The organism is Candidatus Thorarchaeota archaeon, assembly GCA_013388835.1.
Classification (GTDB): Archaea; Asgardarchaeota; Thorarchaeia; order Thorarchaeales; family Thorarchaeaceae; genus JACAEL01.
Genome location: JACAEL010000038.1, coordinates 88,607 through 110,924 on the forward strand (window position 1 = coordinate 88,607; position 22,318 = coordinate 110,924).

A 22,318-nucleotide genomic window follows, 5' to 3' on the forward strand; every position below is an offset into this window, starting at 1 on the left:
GAATGATACACAACGTCCTTCTCATTGACAAGGTGGATGGAAGCGTCATCACTCGGGTCCGATTCTGGAAGATTGACTTCACAGAACAGCACATAGCCGAGTTCCTAGCAGGCTATCGTGACCTGATGAGCACACAAGGACTGGCAAGCGACACTCCCATCTTCGTCGGCAAGCACAAGGTCTTCCATGGACCAGTCGACGATGAGATGCTTCTTCTCTTTGTCACGGACGGCAGAGACGAGGACAGAGTAATCAGGCACAAGGTCAGAGAGGGCGCATCAAGAATCTCCGTTGCACTCCGAGGCAACACCATAAGCTACATCCGCGACAACCTGGACGAGCTCCTCGGAGAACTCATCTTCACAAGGTTCAAAGTGAGCTTTGTGGGAAGTGGTGGTGTCGGAAAGAGCACACTCTTGAGGCTTCTGTTCGGTCGAGAGCCCGCGCCTGGTGGCTATGTCCCCACCATAAACGTTGCAGTCGACTCCTCCGAGACAATCCAGTTTGGCACATTCATGGTGACAATGTGGGACTTCGCGGGACAGGCGGTCTTCCAGGACCTCTGGGCGTTCTATTTCCAGGGCACTGACGTCATATTCCTGATCACTGACTCGAGCTTTAGGAATGTCATGGCGACAAAGACACTCCTCCGCAACATACGGAAGGAGGCGCCTGCGGTACCCCTGTTCATAATTGCAAATAAGCAGGACCTGCCCGAGTCAATGAAGGCTGACAAGATACAGCGCCTGTTGGGGGCCCCAACCTTTCCAATGGTCGCGACAGACAAGGCACGACGCGAGGAGTTCATACGGCTCATGCTTGAGGTTGCTGCAAAGACAGTCGGAGTACAGCTGCCAGATATGCCATTGAGCGAGATGATCACGGTCCACAGGAAGACTGATGCTCGCGACATGCCGGACGCTATCGACACAAGCGGACCAAGGCCCAAGTCCGCCCAGACTGGACTTGAGCATGTGCCATATGAAGCCCCCACCGAAGACCTCCCACCGGAATCGCACGCTGTTGGGCCGCCAACAGAGACAACCGGGTCGGCGCCCACGGTTGCAGAGGCAGAGTCTGGTCCGAGTGATGAAGCCAAGAAGGTGTCGGACACACGCGGTCCGTCGAAGCTGTTACAGCTGACCCTGATGGTGAGAAGAGAGGAGGCATTCGAAACCGTGCTTGAGCTTCCGTACGCCGAGGAGTTGTCCAGCGGCAGTCCAATCGCCGGACTGGTGTCTGCACTCGACTCATTCGGTGGTATAGATGCGGAATCAGAAACAGCAGACAAGACAGACGCTCTTGAGACCATCGAACACGAGGGCAACCTTGTGATGGTGGAGAAGTCGAAGCACTTCGTCATGGCACTGACAGTCACCAATGACACTGACGAGGACGCACGTAGGCGGACCATGGCCTCAGCACTGCTTGACATAGAACGCGCCTATGCCGACTCATGGGACTCTTGGGATGGCAGCACTGACGCATTTGAGGGCGCAGTGTTCGCAATTGTCGAACGATTTCCACTCCGAGCCATCAGTGACGACTACACGGTTCGTGCTCGCGAGGTGGGACAGCCTCTGCCCTTCAACAGCAGAGAGGTGGGACGAGCGTTGGTCACTGTCTTGAAGGCCATCGAACAGAACACCACGGTCGGAACGCTTGTCAGCAAGCTAGACCTACCCCGGTCGACCGTGATTGGCAGCCTCCAGATACTTGCCCGGTTCGGATGGGTTGACTTCAAGGTCGAACTGAATCCGAAGAGTATCCCCAAGAAGGTTGGAGAGGTGGATGACGATCTAAGAAAGACCTACGGCGATGTGATTGTCAAGTTTGTCGACCTCTGTGACGGCAGGACCACGCTTGAGGATGTGGTGAAGAAAGTCAGTCTCAGTCTGCCAGCGATGCGCTTCGTGGCCACGAAGCTTGTGTTGCAGGGAGTCCTTGAGATTGTCGCCTAGTTCAGACCGAGAGCGTGATTCTCTGTCCCTGGGATGGCACAGTCACACCATCAGGAGGGGTTCTTTCGGGCGTGTGTACCATGACCTTGATCCCTGTGCATGAACGGACCCACTCTTGCAGTCTGGTGGAAGAGGAGTGAGCTGACAACCGGGCATACTCGACACGACACTGGTGCTTTTCATAGCCATGAAGTAGGTTCCAGCCGGGTGTCCGAGGAGCAAGATACCCGCACAGGACAACTGCAGCCTCCTTGTTGTCCCTGTGTTCGTTGAAGAACTGTCTTGCAAGCCCTCCCGCCATCATTCCACCTCCAGTGACCAATACGTCGTCCCTGTCTAGCCACGTCTTGTTCTTCTTCATTCCGGACCAACTCCCCTGGTACCCAGTCATCTTAGTTATCGTCTCCGCCATACCTGCTACCATGACGTTGCGCCTGGACGTGATGCCGGTCTTCTCGAGCATGGTCAGCACCTCCTGGGTCCTACCAACTGCAAAACTAGGGATGATGACAGGGCCATTATTGCGGGTCACATCATCGAACAGTGCTGCGGCCCTCTGCCGGTCAAAGTCCTCTCGACCCCAATAAGTGCCATCAAAGATTGTCACATCGCTCTCCGTTGGCATCTGTGCTCCTGGGAATAGGAGAGAGTCATCAAGATTGAAGTCCCCAGTGTAGAGAATCTTCAGGCCCTCAATGTCCACCAGATAGGCTACACTGCCTGGTATGTGACTTGCCTGGATAGGGGTGACCACAACGCCTGCGGCGACTTCGCTGCTCTTTCCCACTTCCAAGTTGACATGGTTCTTCGCAACTCTCTGAATGTTCTCCTTTGTGAAGCGCGACACCATATCAGTCGGGTCATTCTTTCGAGGAGGAAGCGGTGTTCCAACGTTCAGGGCGTCCTCAAGAAGCGTCATCGCCACGGCGCCTGTGGGTGCGACCGAGCACCACTTGCCCGTGAACTCCTCATAGAGTACCGGAAGTCCACCAACATGGTCAAGGTGTGAATGAGTCACGAGAACAGTGTCGATGAGATTCACTTCTGGTTCCCACAACGGTGTCGACTGATTTGCGACAGACAGTCCGAAGTCCATCAGAATCCCTCCCGAGCTGGTCTTCACCAGGACTGCACTGCGCCCTATCTCCTGTCCTCCAAGCAGGATGATCTCGACTTTCTTGGTCCGCGTGGAATAGACAATTGACGGCATCAGCTGCACCCGCATCTTCTGCGGCACCATCTCGAAGACCACATGGTCCACGATGTCCGGAGAAGGAGGCCTCGCCAGCTGCTGTAGTCTGACGGGAAGAATGTCATCCGGATGCGTCCTGAAGTCGCATTCAGCGAAGTAGTCACTCACTTTGCGGAAGGCGGCTCTCACATCATCTGCGTCGGAGACCAGTTGCTGTGCCTGTGCATACACAGCCCTTTGGAATTCTGAGAACAGCCTAGACGACAGCACCTCAGGGAGCCACTCGCGAGTCGCAGATCGCACATCATAGTACTTCTTGCCCTGTGCAGCCTCGTACAGGTAGGCTGACCGCCTCTGTAGGGTGTCAGTCAGCCTGTAGTCTTCTTCTACAAGCAGTGGACCTATGTCGATGCCAAGAGCGGCACAGACGTCAACGAAGCGAGCCGGCTGCCACAGTGGGGTCCCGAGATAGTCAATCCACCTTCTCACCTCCGACATTATCTCTCGGGGTGACGGACCGCATACGGCTGAGAGAATCACGAGCGCTTTTCGCATCCAATCATCTGTCGACTCACTGACCTGCGACTTCCACAGTGAATACCGGTAGAGATACCTAAAATCCTCATCCGTGTAGTTGCCCAGCAGGTGTCCATAGAGACACATTGCAAGCGCATCTTTGTAGAGGCCTTCGTCAAATGTGTCGGCTGAGTCGAGCATGTAAGAGTCAAGCGTAGCGGACACCTTTGCTGCGATGGGCAACGGGAGTGAGCTTGTCGTCCTCGTCCGGGCCAACTCGAAGAGCGCTATCTCATGCGACTCGCCGAACAGACCCGAGTGAGAGGCGATTCTCTTTCCTTGTCTGAGCTTCTCAGTGTCAGCCTCTATGGACTCGAAGAAGCCGTCCATCGTCTTGATGCCAGTCACTGGATACCGCGGTGTCAACTGTTGGAGTCACTTCCTTGTGTCTGGTGCCGGTTCGTCCTTCTTGCGTGGGTTCGTGAGTCTGAACAGGCCCTGTCGACTGTCTCTGAGTGACAGCTTCTTCATCACGAGCCCTTCACTGATGAGAATCGAGAGAGCGTGGCGTACTGTTCTGGCTGGCAGCTTGGTCTCTTCGATTATCTCCCTCTGACTGAGCTGTTCACCATACTCGAGGACCTTCAGAACTAGCTTGGCGCTTGGTGGCAGATCCTGTGCCACACTCTCGAAGACCTCGATCTTCTTGAGCAGCTTTCCGTGGAGAGCTGCAACCCTCTCCTCCGGGAACTTGACGAACAGTGCATCGTTGGTGGAGCGAGTCACCTGAATCGACTTGCCCCGCAGAGGCCGCCGGACTTGTCCATCGAAGATGACATCCACTGTCACCCTGCTGGAGATGTCCTTCACCTCCAGCGTCATCGAGTCGGGCACGATGAGAGGCCTTCTTGCTGGATTAGCACTGTTCACAGCAATCACTGTCATTACAGGAGCCGGGGATACGACAACAGGTCCGCCCACGCTCATTGCATAGGCTGTGCTGCCGGTGGGGGTGGAGATGATCAGCCCATCGCTCATGTCTTTCCAGAACGGCTCACCTTCCAGATGCAAAGAATACCCGATGAGAATTGCACTAGTACGGGGAAAGATAGCAATCTCGTTGAGTATGAGTGGGGACTCTGCACCGTCCATGGTGATGTGGAGCCTTGCTCGTCTCTCGATACTCCATCTCCTTGCTACAAGGTCCTCTACTGCTTCCTCGAAGCTTGCAGCACTGACATCAAAGAGAAAACCGGGTTGGCCCCGAGATGCGACAGGTAGAACTGGAGAGCTTCTCTTGCCGAGCCGAAGAAGCGTGTTCAGCAGCGTGTGGTCTGAACCGACAACTGCCAGGACGTCAACGGACATCTTTCTGAGAGGTGTGCCAGTACTGCCTACTGCAGCAGCAAGTCCTTCCTCAAGCTCTACTTCCACACCCGCGTCGGTCAACAGCTGTGCCACTTGAGTTGCGTCCTCAACCATGGCCGAGGCCTGACCTGAAGCAATGCCAACTCTCAAGCTGAGGACCTCATTGGGTTTGAGGAACATGACTCGAGACCGCATTTAAACCAGTTGACACACCTGCGGCAGATAGATGCCGGGCAGATGGCAAGAATTGCCTCATGGTCTGCCGACTGTCAACAGTTGCCATTTGCGGACTGGTTAAATAACAATTGTGAAAGCACCTTGATGATGTATATGTTGGACAGCGAGCTCAGTTCCCTGCAGAAGCGAATCCTGAGGCTGAAGGAGCAGCGGAAGGCGCTCATCCTGGCGCACAACTATCAGCCTCTAGAGATTCAGAGGATTGCCGACTTTGTTGGGGACTCCTTGCAGCTCGCACGAAAGTGCAAGGATGTTCAGGGCTATGAGATGATTGTGTTCTCGGCAGTTCGGTTCATGGCAGAGATGGCCGCCGTGTTGTCCCCTGACATCCCTGTGTACTTGCCTTCAGTCGACACGCTATGTCCGATGGCAGCATGGTTGACTCCCGAGAAGATTCGGGAGAAGCGAAAGGAGTACCCAGGTGTCCCCGTTGTTGTGTATGTGAACACAACGGCTGATGTGAAGGCCGAGGCCGATGTCATAGTGACATCTGGCAGTGCAGTCGAAGCAGTTCGGAACCTTGGAGTCGACACGATTCTCTTCGGTCCAGACAAGAATCTTGCAGAGTACATACGGCAGCACACAGATGTGAAGGTGATAGACATTGAGCCAAGGGGTCACTGCTACGTTCATCAGCAGTTCGATCTTGCGCACATACTTCTGGCTAGAGAGCAGTATCCTGATGCAGTGGTAATCGCACATCCCGAGTGTCCCCCGGAGGTGCAACTGGAGGCGGACTTGATCGGGTCCACGGGCATGATGGTGAAGACCGTGGCTGAGAGCACTGCAAAGACCTTTGTGCTCGCTACAGAGATAGGACTCATCGAACAGCTGCAAGCCATGCACCCGGACAAGACTATCCTGCCTGCATACAGTGGAGCTCTCTGCCGTCAGATGAAGAAGAACTCTCTTGAACGGATACTCAGAGTGCTTGAGGAGCTTCCGCCAGAGAACATTGTGAGAGTGTCCGAAAGCATCGCCCCCAAAGTGAGAGCAATGCTTGAACAAATGGGCCAGACTCCGGCAATGAGACAGGCACGAAGAACAGTCAAGACCTAGCTAGACCCGGACAGTCACAAGTCCGGGCACATCCGAGAGCTGACGCACAACTGGCCCTGTATGACCGGCCGCCCGGAAGTCATCTTCTCGGACCATTCCGACCATGCCAACAAAGGGACAGAAACCTCGTGAGCGCTCATAGTCCTTTATCGAGTCACCCACAAAGACGACATGGTCCAGTTGCAGGCCGTACGTGTTCTTGACATAGTTGAAGTGATGAGCTCCTTTCTCAAAGCCGGGCCTGTAGCCCATTATGTCTCGAAAGAGGAATCCCAGTGACCGTCTCTTGAAGTACTCTGTAATAGTGCTTTGGAATGTGGACGACGACACGAAGAGGTCCAGTCCCATACCTTTGAGTTCCATCAGCGCACTCACTGTGTCGGGAAAGAGTGACTGCTCGTAGATTCGCTGAATCTTGAGTGCCTCGAACTCCTTGATTGCCATGTCATTCTTCTCGTGCCCCGGGAAGTTGATCTTCACCTGCTGCTCATAGGGCAGACCCGTAGTCGTCCTGTATCGCCATGTGGCCTCCTCATGCGTGACCCCGTGGTACTTCATCATGACCGCCACTCCGATTCGCTCCAGGAAGGGCATACTGTCCGCTAGAGTGCCGTCGAAGTCAAAGATTATCGCCTTGCAACTGATCCTATCAGGCATGAGGGTTTCCCTCGCTTCCATCCCGACCGTTTCCGGTCCTTTTAGGACGTTTCGGTATATCTACTGCCCAACCAACAATGAGCGGTCAACAGATGTCTGATAGTGGAGGTATGACTCGACAGTGAGCATACCAAGCCACCGAAGCCACATGGGGAAGAGCACTACAACACCACGACGTCGAGCCCTAGCTGTGAGTGGTATCGCTCAACAAGCTTTTTCAGCGTGGGAACAGTCATTCTCGGTCAGTTCAAACAGGAGGACACTCGTTGAGCGACACAGATGCTGGCGATGCTCATGTCACAGGCGATGACACAGAGATGATGGATGTGGGTTCGCTGTTTCGAGGGACTGCCACAGTCACGTTCGTCGTCGAGGTGATAACAGCCATCATGATGCTAGGCTCGTTGGTTGCTTACATGGTAAGCCGGTCGGGTGTCGTGCAGATAATCGACATGGACCTTGCAGTCATATTGCTGCTCGTCGGAGCTATAGTCACCATGTTCTTCTTCCTGGCCACAATCGGCTTCTTCGTGAGAGTCAATCGCAGGATAAGCCGTGCGGTGATATGGGAGGGAGTACGTAGTCTGGACCTTAGGAAACCACGAGTGAAGACAGTGGTGCTAATCTACTGTTTTGCAGTGGGTCTCATCCTGGTCATTGGAATGTGGAGCTACTATCTCCTCTGGAAAAACGTGCTCGCCCCCGTCGCAGCAACGTCGCTAAGCTGGTTCGGCTTCTCCATCTCGCTAGGCGGATTCGTACTTGCTCTACTTGTGCAGCTTGTTGTCGCAGCAGTGGGACGCACAGCCAGTTCGGTCATCAGGGTGGTTCTTGCAGAGTCGAGCTGAAGACAGGCCCTTTGAGTGGCGTCAGCCTCGCTGCAGAGACCCTCCCCCATGGCAGCCCATTGAACACACATCTCTGTTGAACCAGTCATGGTCACGATGGCTGCTCAGAGGCCAGCCATGCCAAGTCAAGTCGTGTGTGGTATCAGTGTCTGCTGACAGAGGCTGGTGAGACTGAGACGCATGACCAAATCGATGGACATCAAGGAGAGAGTCCACTGTCACAGGCTCAGATGGACTAGACTCCTCTTTCGGACCACAGCGCTCCCACAATGAAGGAGACCCTCATGGTACTGCACTGAGAGACCGCTCGCACTGTTCTCTCGTCAGGTGCTTCAGATTCCTGCTATCAGCAGTCACCAACACAACCACAGTCTTCTGACACTCTGCCAACCGGAGCAGTCCGCTTCGAGAACGAGTCTGACAACGAAGTCGGTAGACGTCACTGCATCGGGACTGGTGCAACATCTAGAAGGTGCGAGGAGCCGGAATGAACTGAATCTTGACAATCGCTGAGATGAGCAGGAACTGGTCTGGCTCTGCATCGTCTGTCTGCTTCACGGCAACGACGTTCTCCCCGACATGTGCGACCATTCCCTCTGCAAGGACAACCCCGGTCGGACCGAAGAACCGGACAGTCTTATTCCTCTTTGCTGCGTCGAGTAGCACAGTCCTCAGATTGTGGTCTCTTTCGCCGTCGGGCATCGTACAATCTATACTAGTCTGACAAGATAAGCTTTGGCAAGCCAATGAGGCCGAAGAGAGAGGGATGCCCGACCAGCAGGCCGAGCATCTCATGAACGCGTCTAGATGATGTGCAAACGCTTACCGACGGTTTCGTACGCGTGGAGTGCCATGTCAAGGTCGTTGGTTGTGAGGCCGCTGTTCATTATGTTCCTGATTCTAGCCTTGTCACGGGCGACCATGGGAAACACTATGGGAAGTGCAAGTATTCCTTCCTTGTAGAGCCCGTCGCTGAGTGCCACAGCCTTCGCACTGTCACCAACTATTGCCGGCACAATGGGAGTCTGACTCCTCCCGATATCATACCCCATCTGAGTCAGTCCCTTCACAAAGTACTCTCTGTTGGCCCATAGCGTCTTCACATGCTGCTCCTCGGTCTCGAGTACATCGATGGCTGCAATGCATGCCGCTGCTGTGGCAGGAGGATGGGATGCGCTTAGCAGCCATGAACGACTCTTGTTGAGCGCGTAGTTGACCATGTCTCGTGAGCCCGACACATGACCACCCATGACCCCGAAGGCCTTGCTGAATGTGCCCATCTCAAAGTGAACGTCCTTATGGGTCAGGTTGAAGTGGGATACAATCCCGCGACCACCCTTCCCCAACACCGCTTCACCATGAGCGTCATCCACATAGATCATCGCGCCGTGCTCCTTACCGGCTTTCACTATCTTGTCCAAAGGCGCGATATCCCCATCCATTGAGAAGACACCATCGGTTATGATCAGTATGCGTCGCGGCTTTTCTTTTTCGACCTCATTCAATACTCGTTCCAAGTCTGCTGTATCGCAGTGCTTGTAGACGTACCTTGTGGCCTTGGTGAGCCTGACTCCGTCAATTATGCTGCCATGGTTCAGCTCATCAGACACAATAGCATCGCCTTGGTCAACCAGCTGCGGGATGAGTCCCTCATTGGCTGTGAACCCGGCAGAATATGTGATGGATGCCTCGGCACCCTTGAACTTGGCAAGTCTCCGTTCCAGCTCAAGGTGCAGGTCCATGGTCCCTGCAATTGCCCGCACCGAACCGGAGCCCACTCCATGAGTCTCAATCGCCTTCATGGCAGCTGCCTTCAGCTTCGGGTGGGTACTGAGATTGAGGTAGTTGTTGCTGCAAAGCATGAGGACTTCGACCCCATCGACCTTGGACCTTGGAACGCTGGGTCCCTGCAGCTCCCGAATCTTCCAGTCAAGTTTCTGTGCTACCAGGGTTTCGTACTCCGTACGCATCCAAGAAATCGGATCTCTCATCATAGCCACCTAGGTACAGGTTGTAGACAGATTGGGCGGGACTGGTGGTCTATTTATGGCCTTCGATGACAATCAGCTGGCAAGAGGTGCCCCGGCTCTGTACCTCGAACCTGTCTAGTGGATATCTGGCGCCTCGAATGATGGACTTCAGGGCTCACGAGGTCCCATAAGGAACCAGGGGCAGACACCTTGAAGCTCAGCACCCCTGGTCATCACCAATGAGAGTCGTCGGAGTCTTCTCAGGACAGTAGGTCCTTTGCCTCAGCTATCCACTTCTTCACCCTGTCGAGCGTGATATTGTAGCCTTGGGGCATCTTCACATGTCCAAGAGACACGCAGTCCTGAATCTGCTTGAGAAGCGACTCCGCGTCAGCTTGAGCCAGCTCTTCCAAGTCCATCATTCCGCCACCGTAGACTATGGCCTCGGCGTCTTCTTCAGACACTGACTTGAGCCAAGCAAAACGCCCTGTGGCAATCCAGCGACTCGCCACCTCTTCAGGTACACCCGCGACCTTTGCTACATCCTCCGGACTGGAAGCGAGAAGGTCTTGCACAGTCACTATTCCGGCATCCTTCAGCTTCTTCCCGTAGGTCACACCCACTCCTTCGATGGTCTCGATAGGAAGCTCTACGAGCTCAGCCTCGGGAATTTGGGCTTCCGGCACTTGCATCTCGAGCGACGTGTCAGTCTTCTTCGAGGACACGACCTCTCCCGCGCCCTTCTTGCCAGACTCACAGATGACTCCGAGCATCAATGCAGTGGCGATCAGGAGTGGAAGGTCAGAGATTGACATAGAAGGCAGGTATGAAGCTACCGCACTCGTGGCAGCCAGAAACACCGCAATGGTCAGATTTCTCGTCATGTCTCGCTAGCCTCGCATAACCTGTCTGCCGTAGGTCGTCTACAATAATGAACCTTGCTCCTGTTGCGGACCAACACAGGCTGCCGCGGTCTGCAATGTTCTGCTGTTGAGTCTAACGGCCACATACATTGGGATCACTGACAAGGGATACAGCACCATGGCGATTGGAAAGACGATGGTCCCGAAGTCCACGATGCCACCGAACACGCCAGTTCCAAGCAGGACTGATGTGATGAGAGTGCCAGTCTGACGGGGAAAGTGCCACATAATGCGTGTGACTGCCCATGACGTGCCCCTGCGTGCAACATTGACCTGTTCCATGAAGAGGGAGTTTGTCGCTGGACGCGTCATGTTCGCCAGAGCCTCACGGACCACATAGAACACGGCCATCACAAGAAACACTTCAGAAGTAACAATCCCGACGGTAAGGAGGGGCACCAGCAGATAGAGTATGAACACGGTCTTGAGCTTCCCTGCCCTCTCACTCACCATTCCAACAATCAACGTACCGGATGCTAGCGTGATGTTCGCAGCTGACGAGAGACCTCCAAGAACCAACTCTTCTGGACGGAACGCGGCGTATATCCACGGAATCAGATAGGGGATCACCATACCTGAGCTTATCCCCATTAGCAGCTGACCGACTCCAAACAGGAATGCAGTCCTTGCATCATCACTCCGAGTTGTGTTGGGTGAGTCATCGTGTGGCGAATCGGGACGGTTGGCCAGTCCATGGCGACCAAAGGATTTCGCACGAAGCCACCTCTCTGTGTACAGTCCACCAATGCCGCTCAGCAGCCTGAATGTCCCCATGATATAGAAGAGCAAGGCGAAGCGTGCAAGAGGGCTGCCGAGGAAGGGCAGGGTGTTCTCGTCGAGTATCGCTCCACCGACAAAGGGCCCAATGGTTGCAGCAAATGTTGCCACTCCGATTGCAACACCATATGACTTGGTTCTCTCCGCCCCCTTCTGCGTGTGGTCTGCAATCAGTGCGTCAACAGCATTCATCATAAGTCCATCACCGACACCCGTGAGTGCAAACACTGTCAAGACAGTGATAGGTGTCTCAACATGCGGCAGCATGAAGAACGCCGCGCCACTGATGGCACCTCCGATTGCCATTGCAGGTCCTCTTCCTTTCTTGTCGCTCAGAGTGCCACCAGGAAGGAGAAAGAGTGCCTGGACGTAGCCAGCCGTTGCCATGAGAAGGCCATAGAATGCCTCGTCACTGTTGATCGCTAGGACAAACAGCGGCATCACAAGCAGTCTCATCGTCATGACGAACCTGATCAGGGTGGTCAGCAATGACAGCCTCCACATCTTGGAGGAGGTGATTAGTCTGATAGAACTCGTACCATTCATTTAGGGGGCCATCCTGCAAACCGGCCCGCTGGACGCTCGAACATCACAAAGATAAGGGCTATCTTCGCGGCCACTATTCGCTGCCAGTACTATCACGGGACATCTTTCACTGTGAGGCTAAGGTTCATAATGCTCCACTGCGCACGCCATAGTGTCCTCACGGGGGTATTCGCTTGACTGGAACTGAAGTCTTCGATCCTACGATGCACATCGAGGTTCTCAGGGAGAACCTGCCAATGAAGAGGTACGTGTCAAGAGGTGACACGCGAGATGTGGTTGATATTGCGGGGCCTCACGAAGAAGCAGACAGAGCGGCCCTTAGAGCAATCAGGTTCACCAGACAGGACAAGACACCGCGATTCCAGCCGGTCCTCGGAAGCGCAGGAATGGGGAAGACCCATCTGTTCTGGGTGCTTCGTGACCTAGCGGCCGACCCCAAGAATGGACAGTACTCTACTGTCTACGTGCCTTCGCCACCCTCACCTGTAAGAGTGCCACTCCACTTCTACTCGTGTCTTGTGGACGAGGCAGGAGACCGTTTCTTTGAACTTGCATCCTCAGCTCTGCTGGGCAAGTACGGTGCAAGCGCCGACATGGACACGGACAGAGTCAATGCGGTCATGGAACGTGCACTCATGGACTACCCCGGTATATCCTCTGATGCTGTCAATGTCCTTCTTCACTATGCTTTGGACAATGGAAAGAGAGCGCTTGCACGACGATGGTTGCTTGGTGACGCTCTGACCTCTGCAGAGCTGGAGCAGCTGAGCGTGAGGACAATTCTGGAAGAGGACGATGTCACTCTGGCCGCGTTCAAGCTGCTTGCAGACAACTCAGACAGCCCCATAGTCCTGTTCGTAGATGAGATGGAAGGACCATTCAATACGCATGGCGAAGAAGGAGAGAGGCAGTTCCTAGAGGTCATAAAGCGTCTCTACAACGAGTGCAAGAACCTTGTCATAGTCGCCTCATGCCTTTCTGAGATATGGCCTCGCATCTTCGAGATGGCCGATGCCCCAATGAGGTCACGCATGGAGGCACCGGTCAATCTCAGAGCCTTCAGCGAGCAGGACGTTGCCAACTTCGTCGCTCAGTCGATGGCCAAGTACTGGGAAGAACAGAACATGGAGCCTCCGCCAGACCCTCTCTTCCCTCTGACGGCGCGTCACATTCACGAGGCGTTTGTGAAGTCAAGAGGTGTCCCCAGAGAGGCAATCCGCCAGATCATCAACCTGCTGGACACCATTCTCTTAGGCAGGGTGGAGACTGCTGTTGCTCCGCAAGATGACCATGTCATCAAGCTGACATCATCGGTCGTCATTGGCGGCGTTGTGAAAGCAGTACTGATTGCTGGCATAAGAGCAGGGGTTGACGTCCGACTCAAGACTGCCTCCGGAGGCGGTGCAAAGCAGGCGTCCGCGGTGGTGAGCATGACCCGACGCGGCATCACAAGACAGGTGTCTGTTGATGTCCCAAGTGTCAAGAACTGGGACAGAAGCGGAGGTGTAGCCGCTTTCTACTCGGCACAGCGAATCAAGAACACTATGGATGACGGCACTGCGGAACTTGGCATCGTGGCGGTGCCGGAAGGGACCAAGGGCGCCAAGTTTGAGTCCATGACCGCGGAACTCGGGAGCAGGCTGATTGTCATCCGATTCAATGAGACAAGTGCCACTCGGCTTGTTGCATCGACCAACAAGGCTCAGCTAGATGACAGCGAACGAGAGATGTTCCGGGAGGTAGTTGAACGCGTGTTCAGCTGACCGGAGCAGTGTCCGTCTGCGACGGGGCGCTCCCGTCCCCAGGCTCATCCTTCTTCTCGTCCTTGCATGCCACCTCGGGTACCACAAGAATCACGATGAATACTACGACTATGAGGACTCGTCCCTCGGGCTGCTGCAGGAAGAGAGAGACGTGTCCAATTGCGGGTATCTGGAGTACGACCACTCCTACAACATCGGCATATACGCGGTATCCAATGTCTTCATGTGCATTCGCGTCACCCTTGGTATAGTACCTGTACTCCCCGTTTACAGTCTCGATCCTGACAACGCGGTGGACGATGGGGGCCTCGGTGTACCAGCTTGCAGTGTAGACGATAATCTCTCCCAATTCTATCTCCTCGGGGGACTGCCGTTGAAGAACCAGCATGTCACCTCTATTCAGAGTGGGCACCATCGACTCGCTAGTGACGACGACAAGAGGAGAGGTGGTTCCCATGGCGAGCATGAAGATGCCATACCCACCGAAAACCCCACCGATGATTATCACCATCATGATGAGAGTCTTCACCAGTTCAGACCTCTGGTCCCACCGAAGGAACCGGCGAACACGTTCCAAGAAAGAATCACCATCCATCCGGAAGAGGTCATCCAATATAACGCTGACGCACTGTCTTGCGAATCACGCTTCTTGCTAGAGGGCTCTGCAGCCACAGGGACTGCATACTGCTTGGCTTGCTGCGACGCTGCAGTCCTGAGGTGAGAACTCTCTCGACATGTCATCTTCAGACTACAATGCTTAAATGGAGGGGCTCTTGGTCGATGGAGCGAGAACAGACTCATGAGCAGCATCTGGGTTCGAGCGTGGCGGTCTACACCAAGGATAGACTGTGGACTCTGTGGGCTCTCAACATGTGCCAGTTACGCCAGAGCAGTGCTTGTCGGTGACACGAAGATTGAGACATGCCCAGTTCTTTCGCTGCCGGAGTTCTCGAGCCTTCAGACGGAGTTGACGGCCTCTGCAGAACGGATTCGTCCACCCAAGGACACCAAGGCGCCCGACAAGCCCAAGGGCGGAATCGTCTTCACGCAGCCTTGCAAGGACGCAAACTCCAGATACATGGCCGAGCTGCGTGTCTTCAGTGGCATTGAACCGGGTTCAGAGGTCAGGTTCCCAGTCTTTGACCCTTCAATACTGTGCGACATGATGGAGTGCCTGAAGGAGAGATTTCAGGATGTGAAGTGCAGTCGAGAACTCGGATACGGGAGAGCGGATGACGGGGACCTGAACATAACGATGCTTCAGGACGGAAGAATAAACATGCGTCGAGTGAATAGCAAAGAACATGTAGAGAGTCTCTTCGCTATTCTCGAGCGAACCATCATTGCCGCGACAGTCTGCAACTGTTGTGGCCGCGATATGCTGTCTGTGCTCTCAGCCTGCGAGTCTGGCACTGATAGGCACATGCATACAATCTTCAATGCTGGGACAACATTCTCACTGGATTCCACGGTGGCAAAGCGCCCTATCACCAAGTCCGCTCTGTTGTCCACATTCGGCGATGATGCGGTTGCCGGAGTCAGGATAGTCGAGATGCTGCAGGACCACATCCAATGGCAGATTGAGGCCCTCGCGACGGGCGAGAGTCTGGATGAGGAGAGGAAACCCGACCTGCAGAGGACCAAGTGTGCCTTTGCAGAGCTGTTCCAATCGCCTTCAGCAAACGGGAACGAAACTCTGATTCTCAAGGGTTTGGCCTTAGTGTGGGCGCTGGAGGGGGCAATACTTGGTCTCGAGTCAGCAGCACATCACATGAGTAGCCTGTCGGTCGCTGACTCCGCTACTGCGAGGGAACTCCTAAAGGCCGCAAGCAACGGTCAGATTCCTGAGCGGATGGACCGCAGCTGGAGCTCTGGGCTGAAGCTGTGCTACGCGCATTTCACAAGACTGAATCGAGCGTCGTGTCTACTCAACAAGTGGAGCTGACAATCAGTGCAGGTATTTGGCACGGGCATCAGAGATCACGCTCAGGATTCGTTTGGCATCTGCGACGTTGTCTGGCTTCCAGTTCTCGACTGGTTTCACAACAGCACCATTCTGTTTCTCCAAGAACTGCCTTAGAATCCGGAGCCGCTTCATCTCCGACTCAGCCGCTTTCGCCGCATCCTTAGCTGTCGGAAACCCGCTGGCTGGTGTTTCGGACGTGCTCATCACATACCATGTGGTCCCGTCAAGCTTGACTGCCACTATCTCGGCGGGAATGAGATCAATGTCCTCCTTGAACACCACTGCCTCTCCAAACGACACATTGCCCTCCGTAGGGCGTCTTGTGCCATCATGTTGCTCCACGAATTCCAAGTAGTGCACCAGAACCCTGTCGGCCGCCTTTCTGAGAGTCGCGAGGTCTGTCTGGACCACAATCCCTTCTTCCGTATTCGCAAACATGGTGTTCGCCTCCACAGGAATGTGACGTGCTCTGCTTAAGGATTGTCCTTGTTGCCCGTGACACTGACTGAATGACTGTCGCATGCGGCAGCTTTTATCATACAGGGACAGTCGTCGTGTAGGTGCATCGAATAGCATGAGAGTCACGACTGTGCGTTCGGATGGCCTTGCTCATCTCTCGTACTTTGTCAGCTCAGAAGGTGAGGCCTTTGTCATTGACCCGCGTCGAGACGCAGGCATATACGAGCAACTGTGCAGAGAGTCGCAGTGCAAGATAACGCATGTGTTCGAAACCCATAGAAACGAGGACTATGTCACAGGTTCTCTTGAGATACAGAATCTGTATCCCTCAGCACGGATTGGGCACAGCAATCTCACCGCATTCAAGTATGGTGATGATGCGCTCTCCGATGGGGACTCCTTTCGTATAGGCAAGACGATAGTCACTGCCCTCTCAACACCAGGCCATACGGATGACAGCATGTGCTATCTCGCTGCAGACTCGTCCGTTGGGAAGGACCCCGTAGCGGTCTTCACCGGAGATACGCTGTTTGTGAACGAAGTGGGCCGGACGGACCTAGTAGACCCCAAGCTAACCGACCGGATGGCTGAGAAGCTGTACAAGAGTCTTACAGAGGTCTTGCTGCGCCTTGACGACGGCGTCATAGTGTACCCTGCGCATGGTGCAGGCTCTGTATGTGGCGGGGACATAGGCAACCGCGAAGTCAGCACGATAGGTTTCGAGCGCCGTCACAACAAGTGGCTCAGAATGGACGAGTCTGAGTTTGTCAGGGCCAAGTCTGAGCAGAAGCTGACCTTGTCGGCCTATTTCAAGCGATGTGAGCGACTCAACACAGTCGGTCCACCACTGATCTCCACTCTTGAAACGCCATCACCTATGGACGTCGCAACCTTCGATAGCATGATGAACCAGACGGGATGTGTAGTCATCGACACACGACCGCCACAGTCATTCATGCGTATGCACATACCTGGATCCATCAGTATCCCTCTACAGGGCATGGGTATGTCGGCAGGTTGGGTTCTCAGTTCTGAAGACAGGCATCTCGGTGTACTTGCCAGATCAGAGGACGTCACACAGGTGTGGGCATATCTTCTCCGTGTTGGTCTCGACAGCTTCGCCGGATACCTTGCCTCTGGTATCGATGAGTGGAAGTCCGGGGGACGCCCCACGAGGTCTCTGCATGAGTATGCGGTCCCCGAGACAAGGTCCCGACATGAGGCCGGGACAATCAAGATCATCGACGTCAGGCAGGGACACGAGTACGACAAGGAACACATCCAAGGGACTGTCTCGCTTCCACTGTCCGAATTCGAGACAGGAGTCATGTCGCTTGACAAGGGGAGCTCGTTCGTGACGGTATGTCCTTCAGGAGTCCGTAGCACAACGGCAGCAAGCCTGCTGGTTCGTCAGGGCTTCCGTGATGTCGGAGTGTTGGCTGCCGGCCTCAAGGCATGGAAGAGTCAAGGCTATCCACTGACGGACAAGTAGAACGGTTCATTGTCGGCTGGACAGGGGGCAGCACCCATGGTCTGTCACTGACGTATAGCTCGCGTGCATACTCCTCGAGGTCAGCTGAAGCATCGCACAGCATCAGTATGCACAGACGTGGACACTGACCGTGGCCGTCAGCCTGGAGAGTCGTGTCAGTCGTAGGTCATGGGACTCGACGCCAATAGACAGAAATCCACGACAAGTTGAACTGTCCATGTACGACTGGTTCTTGCTCAGGACGTGGACAGATTGACTGAACAAACGGAAACTGCAGGCGCATACAGGGAGGAGACAGACCTTCTTGGCACATTGCAAGTCCCCCGTGATGCCTACTGGGGTGTTCAGACGTTGAGGGCGCTTCAGAACTTCAGCGTCTCCCTTGTGCCTCTTAGGAACTACCCGACGCTGGTCCGGACACTGGCCATGGTCAAGAAGGCCTGTGCGCTCGCCAACTTCGACTTGGATCATCTTCCCGAGGACTACGCGGGAGCAATTGTCAAGGCCTGCGATGAGATAATTGGCGGAGCACTGGTCGACCAGTTCGTGGTTGACATGATGCAAGGAGGAGCAGGCACTTCAACAAACATGAATGCCAACGAGGTCATCGCCTCTCGTGCAAACGAGATACTAGGCCACTCTAGGAACTCCCAGAGCCCGGTCAGTGCGCTCGACCATGTGAACATGAGTCAGTCCACGAATGACGTCTATCCCACGGCCATCAAGATTGCGACAATCTATGGCTTTAGAGACCTGTCTGAAGCCCTGAGTGGACTGACAACTACGCTAGACCAAAAGGCAACCGAGTTCAAGGACATCCTCAAACTTGGACGGACAGAGATGCAAGATGCAGTGCCGATAACGCTCGGACAGGAGTTCTCGGCTTGGTCTGCCGCTCTGAAGCGCGATCTCGTCCGAATCAGCAACGCGATGGAGGTGCTGCAGACTCACAACATAGGTGCCACTGCAATCGGCACATCACTCAATGCAGACCCTGAGTACATTGACCTTGCAGAGGCGCATCTCAGAGAAGTCACTGGACTCCCTCGACTCACAACTGCAGAGAACCTCGTGGACGACACACAAAACGCAGACGAGTTCGTGCATGCCTCCTCTCTGCTCAGAGTGCTGGCGACCAACCTAGCAAAGATCAGTGGCGACATCATCCTTCTCTCATCGGGCCCAGTGGGTGGCTTCCATGAGATTTCGTTGCCCGCTGTTCAGCCGGGTTCCTCAATAATGCCCGGCAAGGTCAATCCGGTCATTGCAGAGATGGTCATGCAAGTTGCGTTTCAGGTGGTGGGCCATGACACGGTCATTTCAATGGCCGCACAGGCCGGACAGCTCGAACTCAATGCCTTTGAACCTCTGATTGCGTACAACTTCTTCCAAGCACTCAAGGTGTTGAGGAACGCGATTCCGATATTCAGGGAACGCTGTGTCTCGGGCATCCAGCCGAACAAAGAGGGACTTGATGTCGTCTACCGCAGTGTGGGAATCGTGACTGCACTGAATCCGGTTCTGGGGTACAAGGCAACATCACGCATTGCAAAGAAAGCACTGGAGACCAAGCGGCCCGTTCGTGACATAGTCCTCGAGGAGAAACTCATTGACCCTGAGCTGCTGGACCGACTCCTCAGCCCGGAGAGAATGACTCGTGGCGGAGTCTACGGACACGACCATCCAAGAGTGAAGGCGTCGAGAGACAAGGGGACAGTGGGAGGGTGACTGACAGTGAGAATCGCCGAGTTGAGTCCTCACTTCCGGGACTCACTGACACGGCTCCTCAACGAGCAGCTCACAGCAGTCCTCGCTACTCGTTCCGAGGATGAGCTCTATTCATGTCTCGTCAGCTTTGCATTCACCGAGGACCTCAAGGGAATCGTGTTCTCAACAAAGAGGCAACGGAGGAAGTTCAGGGACATTATGCGAAGCCGGTCAGTCGCATTACTGATTGACAACAGACGAAACACACCTGACGACATCACGATGGCGAAGTTCGCTACGGTCATTGGAGATGCAATTGACACTGAGGGAACAGAGCGAGACCGACTCGCGTCCATTCTCGCGACTCGTCACCCACATCTCGCCAACTTCATTGCAGAAGATGACACGGCCATCATCCTCGTGCAGGTAAGGAAAGTGTACCTTGTCAGTGACTTCGAGTCAGTGCAGCTCATAGAAGTGTGAACCATGTAGCGGCAGAGTAGCAGTCGCCTGTTCCCGGCGCACAAGGTCGTTCTGCTGTTCTGCCGCCGTTAGACCGACCATGCCGCATCGACGCAACCGCGAGTCCAATCACGGTGACCTCCATTCCGCATCAAGCGGGACTCTTGTCGACAGCAGCTTCGCGTCGGTCTGGTCCCCGGTGGGTGAACACAACGAACATCAGGCCTGCGATGGACAGCTGACTCTTGAGTCTCGTTGTGTGCCGTGCCGCACATGGCATACCGAATCCGGGAGTGGTGTCGAGGTCCGTACAAGTCAGGTGACAACACGCAGGTCTCACAGAGAATCGCAGAAAGGCAGACCAGTGGCCGGTCGGTCTGTGGCCAGCACTACGAGTTGGCCTTCGGACCATCGCTGTCACGAACAGACGGCTCATGACTGGAGAGTTCGAGTGAACCAGCCTGACTGTGCCGCCTGAAGACCATGCAGTAGCTGTGATCGTAACCAAAACCGTATGTCCCGCTTTCCGAGTCTTCACCCTCCCAGCACACGACGGTCTCACCGAGGAAGTCCATGACGCGTGAGACCGCCCTTGCGACGTCCCACGCGAAGGGAGTGAATACCTCGTCCCTCAGATTGGAGACCTCGATGACGACAGTCCCATCAGGTCTCAGCAGCTGTGCAACCTGTCTGTACACATCTTGAAGAGCGTCGAGGTACATGTTGTAGGTCGCGGGTTCCCGTTCGCCCGTCAGAGGGTTCAGTCCGTAGTCAGAAGGCATGAAGGGAGGGGAACTCATCGAGAAGTCCACTCTCGGCAGCGAATACGACAATAGCTGACGCGAGTCACCGTGTATCATGTTGCCCTTTGAGCGCAGAAGTGAGCGGACATACTCGAACCTCACCGGGTCTCGCTCCACCCCAAATGGAATGCGACCCATCTCCTCGGCCACTGTGAGTGTGGTGCCGAAACCAGCAAACGGGTCAAGCACAATGTCACCGGGCTCGGTGAACTGCGCAAGAAAGAGTCGCACGAGGGACTCGGGAAACCTGTTGTCTTCCATCCAGAAAGAGCGTGGCAATGTCCTCTCTCTTATGAATGGTAATATCACGTAGCTCCTCAATCCGTCACACCACCACGGCTGAATCTGTCAGGATACAGTGCCTGGTCCTTGCGTCAGCTCATCGCCCTTATGCCCACAAGGACCGCATCCGGACCTCGGAACGGTCGAACCACAAACTCAGCACTCATGCTGTCAGCTATGCGTCGGCACGCTTCAATGTCAATCACTGGCAGGTCGACCACCGACATCTCCAATGTCATCAGTCTGGAGCATCTCGCCGCGAACTCCAACATCGAGTGGTACGCCGCCTCACCGTGCTGTGGACGACACAGTCTGACATAGGTCTTGGCATCCTGCGCGTTCAGTGAGACTCTCACGACCTCAAAGCCGGCATCAGCCAGTTCTTGCGGCACGTCACGCTTTGGATGTATGAGCAGACCATGGCCATTGGTGTCGATTCGCAGTCGGGTGGGTCCGAGACCCTTGACTGCCTCACCAACCGCAACCACGCCTTCGAGATTCATTGTCGGCTCTCCAAAACCCACAACCGCGACTTCCTGGAAATCAGGAGTCCATGACCTGATCACAGCCTGAGAGAGCTCCTCCGGGGTGGGCTCATGGTCGAGCTTGAGTGTGAAGCCATAGACGCCATCTGAGAAGTTCCGGACGCAGAACCTGCAGGCGCATGTGCATTGGTTGGTGGGATTGACGTAGAGTGTCTTCTCCTTCCAGTAGACCAGACTCATATCCTTCGCTGGTGCCTCGGCGCCACTCGCTCATAAGGACCACGATTGGTCTGGCAGTACCATGCGCGTGAGATTGCATCAATCCACAGGGGCATCAGTGAAGAGCCCGCGACTAGCAAGGCTGCTGGTGTTGGCAGTCTGTATAGGTTGTTTCTGCACCCGCAGAGCGTACTGTAGTAGGCATGTTAAATAGTGGTCTCAGAGACCGCAGACCTGTCCATTCGTCGGTCCACAGGTGATACCAGATGCTCCAGAAACCAAAGGACCTGCTGGGAGCTGTGCTCACGAAGATTCTCGAAGAGAAGGTAAGCAACACTGCACTTGCCTCCGGAGTGTCTAGGTGGCGCATGACCGTCGTGATCGACACGGACTTCTATCCTGTGAGCATTGTGTTCGACCGAGGCATACGTGTCGAGTATGGTGCGCGACCCGATGCACAACTCCGTGTCAGAATGACAATGTCCACAATGTCGGATGTGTTTCAGAAGAGAGCGTCTGTTCTTCAGTCGGTCTTGAGGAGAAAGATACGGGTCCGAGGACTGGCACGACACCCTGTCTCCGCACTCAGATTCTATCGCCTGATGAGCAGGCTGGTTGGTGATTGA

At 54.8% G+C, this 22,318-nt stretch carries 20 protein-coding genes; 9 read left to right on the plus strand and 11 right to left on the minus strand.

Annotated elements, in window-relative coordinates; genetic code table 11:
* Nucleotides 1-2: 2 nt before the first annotated feature.
* Nucleotides 3-1,961 (plus strand): GTP-binding protein, encoded by a 1,959-nt coding sequence (locus HXY34_07125; protein ID NWF95900.1) that lies wholly within the window; start codon nt 3-5, stop codon nt 1,959-1,961.
* A 1-nt stretch (nt 1,962) separates the two neighbouring features.
* On the opposite strand, the gene HXY34_07130 is transcribed toward HXY34_07125, so the two are convergent.
* Together HXY34_07130 and HXY34_07135 are read right to left on the minus strand one after the other, a co-directional pair.
* Nucleotides 1,963-4,095, minus strand: a complete 2,133-nt coding sequence (locus tag HXY34_07130) for an MBL fold metallo-hydrolase (GenBank protein NWF95901.1) — start codon at nt 4,093-4,095, stop codon at nt 1,963-1,965.
* Between the two features lie 9 nt (nt 4,096-4,104).
* The gene (locus HXY34_07135; GenBank protein ID NWF95902.1) at nt 4,105-5,187 is read right to left on the minus strand and encodes an NAD(+)/NADH kinase; all 1,083 of its coding nucleotides are present in this window, start codon (nt 5,185-5,187) and stop codon (nt 4,105-4,107) included.
* Nucleotides 5,188-5,367: 180 nt separating this feature from the next.
* Here HXY34_07135 and nadA point away from each other — a divergent pair, with 180 nt between their 5' ends.
* A complete protein-coding gene (gene nadA, locus HXY34_07140; protein NWF95903.1) occupies nt 5,368-6,333 on the plus strand; it encodes a quinolinate synthase NadA in 966 nt (321 codons plus the stop codon).
* Here the strand turns inward: nadA and HXY34_07145 are convergent, their stop codons facing one another.
* On the minus strand, nt 6,334-6,990 hold the full coding sequence (locus tag HXY34_07145; GenBank protein ID NWF95904.1) for an HAD family hydrolase: 657 nt from the start codon (nt 6,988-6,990) through the stop codon (nt 6,334-6,336).
* Between the two features lie 266 nt (nt 6,991-7,256).
* Between HXY34_07145 and HXY34_07150 the strand changes: the two genes are divergently transcribed.
* Nucleotides 7,257-7,838: a hypothetical protein gene (locus HXY34_07150; protein NWF95905.1), complete on the plus strand. Its 582-nt coding sequence runs from the start codon at nt 7,257-7,259 to the stop codon at nt 7,836-7,838.
* 465 nt (nt 7,839-8,303) lie between these two features.
* On the opposite strand, the gene HXY34_07155 is transcribed toward HXY34_07150, so the two are convergent.
* The 4 genes from HXY34_07155 to HXY34_07170 all read right to left on the minus strand — a co-directional run bounded on the left by HXY34_07155 (nt 8,304) and on the right by HXY34_07170 (nt 11,970).
* Nucleotides 8,304-8,540 carry a hypothetical protein gene (locus HXY34_07155; protein ID NWF95906.1) on the minus strand — a complete coding sequence of 79 codons (237 nt, stop codon included), beginning with the start codon at nt 8,538-8,540 and terminating at the stop codon, nt 8,304-8,306.
* A gap of 101 nt (nt 8,541-8,641) precedes the next feature.
* The gene (locus HXY34_07160) at nt 8,642-9,832 is read right to left on the minus strand and encodes an aminotransferase class I/II-fold pyridoxal phosphate-dependent enzyme (GenBank protein ID NWF95907.1); all 1,191 of its coding nucleotides are present in this window, start codon (nt 9,830-9,832) and stop codon (nt 8,642-8,644) included.
* Between the two features lie 236 nt (nt 9,833-10,068).
* Nucleotides 10,069-10,692, minus strand: coding sequence for a DUF4332 domain-containing protein (locus HXY34_07165; GenBank protein ID NWF95908.1), 624 nt, complete (start codon nt 10,690-10,692; stop codon nt 10,069-10,071).
* Between the two features lie 39 nt (nt 10,693-10,731).
* Nucleotides 10,732-11,970: an MFS transporter gene (locus tag HXY34_07170; protein ID NWF95909.1), complete on the minus strand. Its 1,239-nt coding sequence runs from the start codon at nt 11,968-11,970 to the stop codon at nt 10,732-10,734.
* Nucleotides 11,971-12,227: 257 nt separating this feature from the next.
* On the opposite strand from HXY34_07170, the gene HXY34_07175 reads away from it, so the two are divergent.
* Nucleotides 12,228-13,817, plus strand: a complete 1,590-nt coding sequence (locus HXY34_07175) for a hypothetical protein (GenBank protein NWF95910.1) — start codon at nt 12,228-12,230, stop codon at nt 13,815-13,817.
* Here the strand turns inward: HXY34_07175 and HXY34_07180 are convergent.
* On the minus strand, nt 13,810-14,394 hold the full coding sequence (locus tag HXY34_07180) for a signal peptidase I (protein ID NWF95911.1): 585 nt from the start codon (nt 14,392-14,394) through the stop codon (nt 13,810-13,812). The two genes, HXY34_07175 and HXY34_07180, sit on opposite strands and share 8 nt — an antisense overlap.
* A gap of 222 nt (nt 14,395-14,616) precedes the next feature.
* Here HXY34_07180 and HXY34_07185 point away from each other — a divergent pair, with 222 nt between their 5' ends.
* Nucleotides 14,617-15,762 (plus strand): hypothetical protein, encoded by a 1,146-nt coding sequence (locus HXY34_07185; protein NWF95912.1) that lies wholly within the window; start codon nt 14,617-14,619, stop codon nt 15,760-15,762.
* A 3-nt stretch (nt 15,763-15,765) separates the two neighbouring features.
* Here HXY34_07185 and HXY34_07190 read toward each other — a convergent pair whose 3' ends face one another.
* Nucleotides 15,766-16,221 carry a hypothetical protein gene (locus tag HXY34_07190; protein NWF95913.1) on the minus strand — a complete coding sequence of 152 codons (456 nt, stop codon included), beginning with the start codon at nt 16,219-16,221 and terminating at the stop codon, nt 15,766-15,768.
* A 136-nt stretch (nt 16,222-16,357) separates the two neighbouring features.
* Between HXY34_07190 and HXY34_07195 the strand changes: the two genes are divergently transcribed.
* The 3 genes from HXY34_07195 (at nt 16,358) to HXY34_07205 (ending at nt 19,924) form a co-directional block, all read left to right on the plus strand.
* A complete protein-coding gene (locus HXY34_07195; GenBank protein NWF95914.1) occupies nt 16,358-17,734 on the plus strand; it encodes an MBL fold metallo-hydrolase in 1,377 nt (458 codons plus the stop codon).
* A gap of 252 nt (nt 17,735-17,986) precedes the next feature.
* On the plus strand, nt 17,987-19,462 hold the full coding sequence (locus HXY34_07200; protein ID NWF95915.1) for an aspartate ammonia-lyase: 1,476 nt from the start codon (nt 17,987-17,989) through the stop codon (nt 19,460-19,462).
* 6 nt (nt 19,463-19,468) lie between these two features.
* On the plus strand, nt 19,469-19,924 hold the full coding sequence (locus HXY34_07205) for a pyridoxamine 5'-phosphate oxidase family protein (protein ID NWF95916.1): 456 nt from the start codon (nt 19,469-19,471) through the stop codon (nt 19,922-19,924).
* Nucleotides 19,925-20,292: 368 nt separating this feature from the next.
* Here HXY34_07205 and HXY34_07210 read toward each other — a convergent pair whose 3' ends face one another.
* Together HXY34_07210 and HXY34_07215 are read right to left on the minus strand one after the other, a co-directional pair.
* Complete coding sequence (locus HXY34_07210) at nt 20,293-20,985, minus strand: hypothetical protein (protein NWF95917.1); 693 nt, start codon at nt 20,983-20,985, stop codon at nt 20,293-20,295.
* A gap of 95 nt (nt 20,986-21,080) precedes the next feature.
* The gene (locus tag HXY34_07215; GenBank protein ID NWF95918.1) at nt 21,081-21,713 is read right to left on the minus strand and encodes a radical SAM protein; all 633 of its coding nucleotides are present in this window, start codon (nt 21,711-21,713) and stop codon (nt 21,081-21,083) included.
* 245 nt (nt 21,714-21,958) lie between these two features.
* On the opposite strand from HXY34_07215, the gene HXY34_07220 reads away from it, so the two are divergent.
* Nucleotides 21,959-22,318: a hypothetical protein gene (locus HXY34_07220; GenBank protein ID NWF95919.1), complete on the plus strand. Its 360-nt coding sequence runs from the start codon at nt 21,959-21,961 to the stop codon at nt 22,316-22,318.

Coding starts and splice junctions, on each gene's coding strand:
- HXY34_07145 (NWF95904.1), bottom strand. CDS start 6,990: ATGCCTGATAGGATCAGTTGCAAGGCGATAATCTTTGACTTCGACGGC.
- nadA (NWF95903.1), top strand. CDS start 5,368: ATGTTGGACAGCGAGCTCAGTTCCCTGCAGAAGCGAATCCTGAGGCTG.
- HXY34_07170 (NWF95909.1), bottom strand. CDS start 11,970: ATGACGATGAGACTGCTTGTGATGCCGCTGTTTGTCCTAGCGATCAAC.
- HXY34_07155 (NWF95906.1), bottom strand. CDS start 8,540: ATGCCCGACGGCGAAAGAGACCACAATCTGAGGACTGTGCTACTCGAC.
- HXY34_07160 (NWF95907.1), bottom strand. CDS start 9,832: ATGATGAGAGATCCGATTTCTTGGATGCGTACGGAGTACGAAACCCTG.
- HXY34_07220 (NWF95919.1), top strand. CDS start 21,959: ATGCTCCAGAAACCAAAGGACCTGCTGGGAGCTGTGCTCACGAAGATT.
- HXY34_07190 (NWF95913.1), bottom strand. CDS start 16,221: ATGTTTGCGAATACGGAAGAAGGGATTGTGGTCCAGACAGACCTCGCG.
- HXY34_07215 (NWF95918.1), bottom strand. CDS start 21,713: ATGAGTCTGGTCTACTGGAAGGAGAAGACACTCTACGTCAATCCCACC.
- HXY34_07185 (NWF95912.1), top strand. CDS start 14,617: ATGAGCAGCATCTGGGTTCGAGCGTGGCGGTCTACACCAAGGATAGAC.
- HXY34_07125 (NWF95900.1), top strand. CDS start 3: ATGATACACAACGTCCTTCTCATTGACAAGGTGGATGGAAGCGTCATC.
- HXY34_07195 (NWF95914.1), top strand. CDS start 16,358: ATGAGAGTCACGACTGTGCGTTCGGATGGCCTTGCTCATCTCTCGTAC.
- HXY34_07165 (NWF95908.1), bottom strand. CDS start 10,692: ATGACGAGAAATCTGACCATTGCGGTGTTTCTGGCTGCCACGAGTGCG.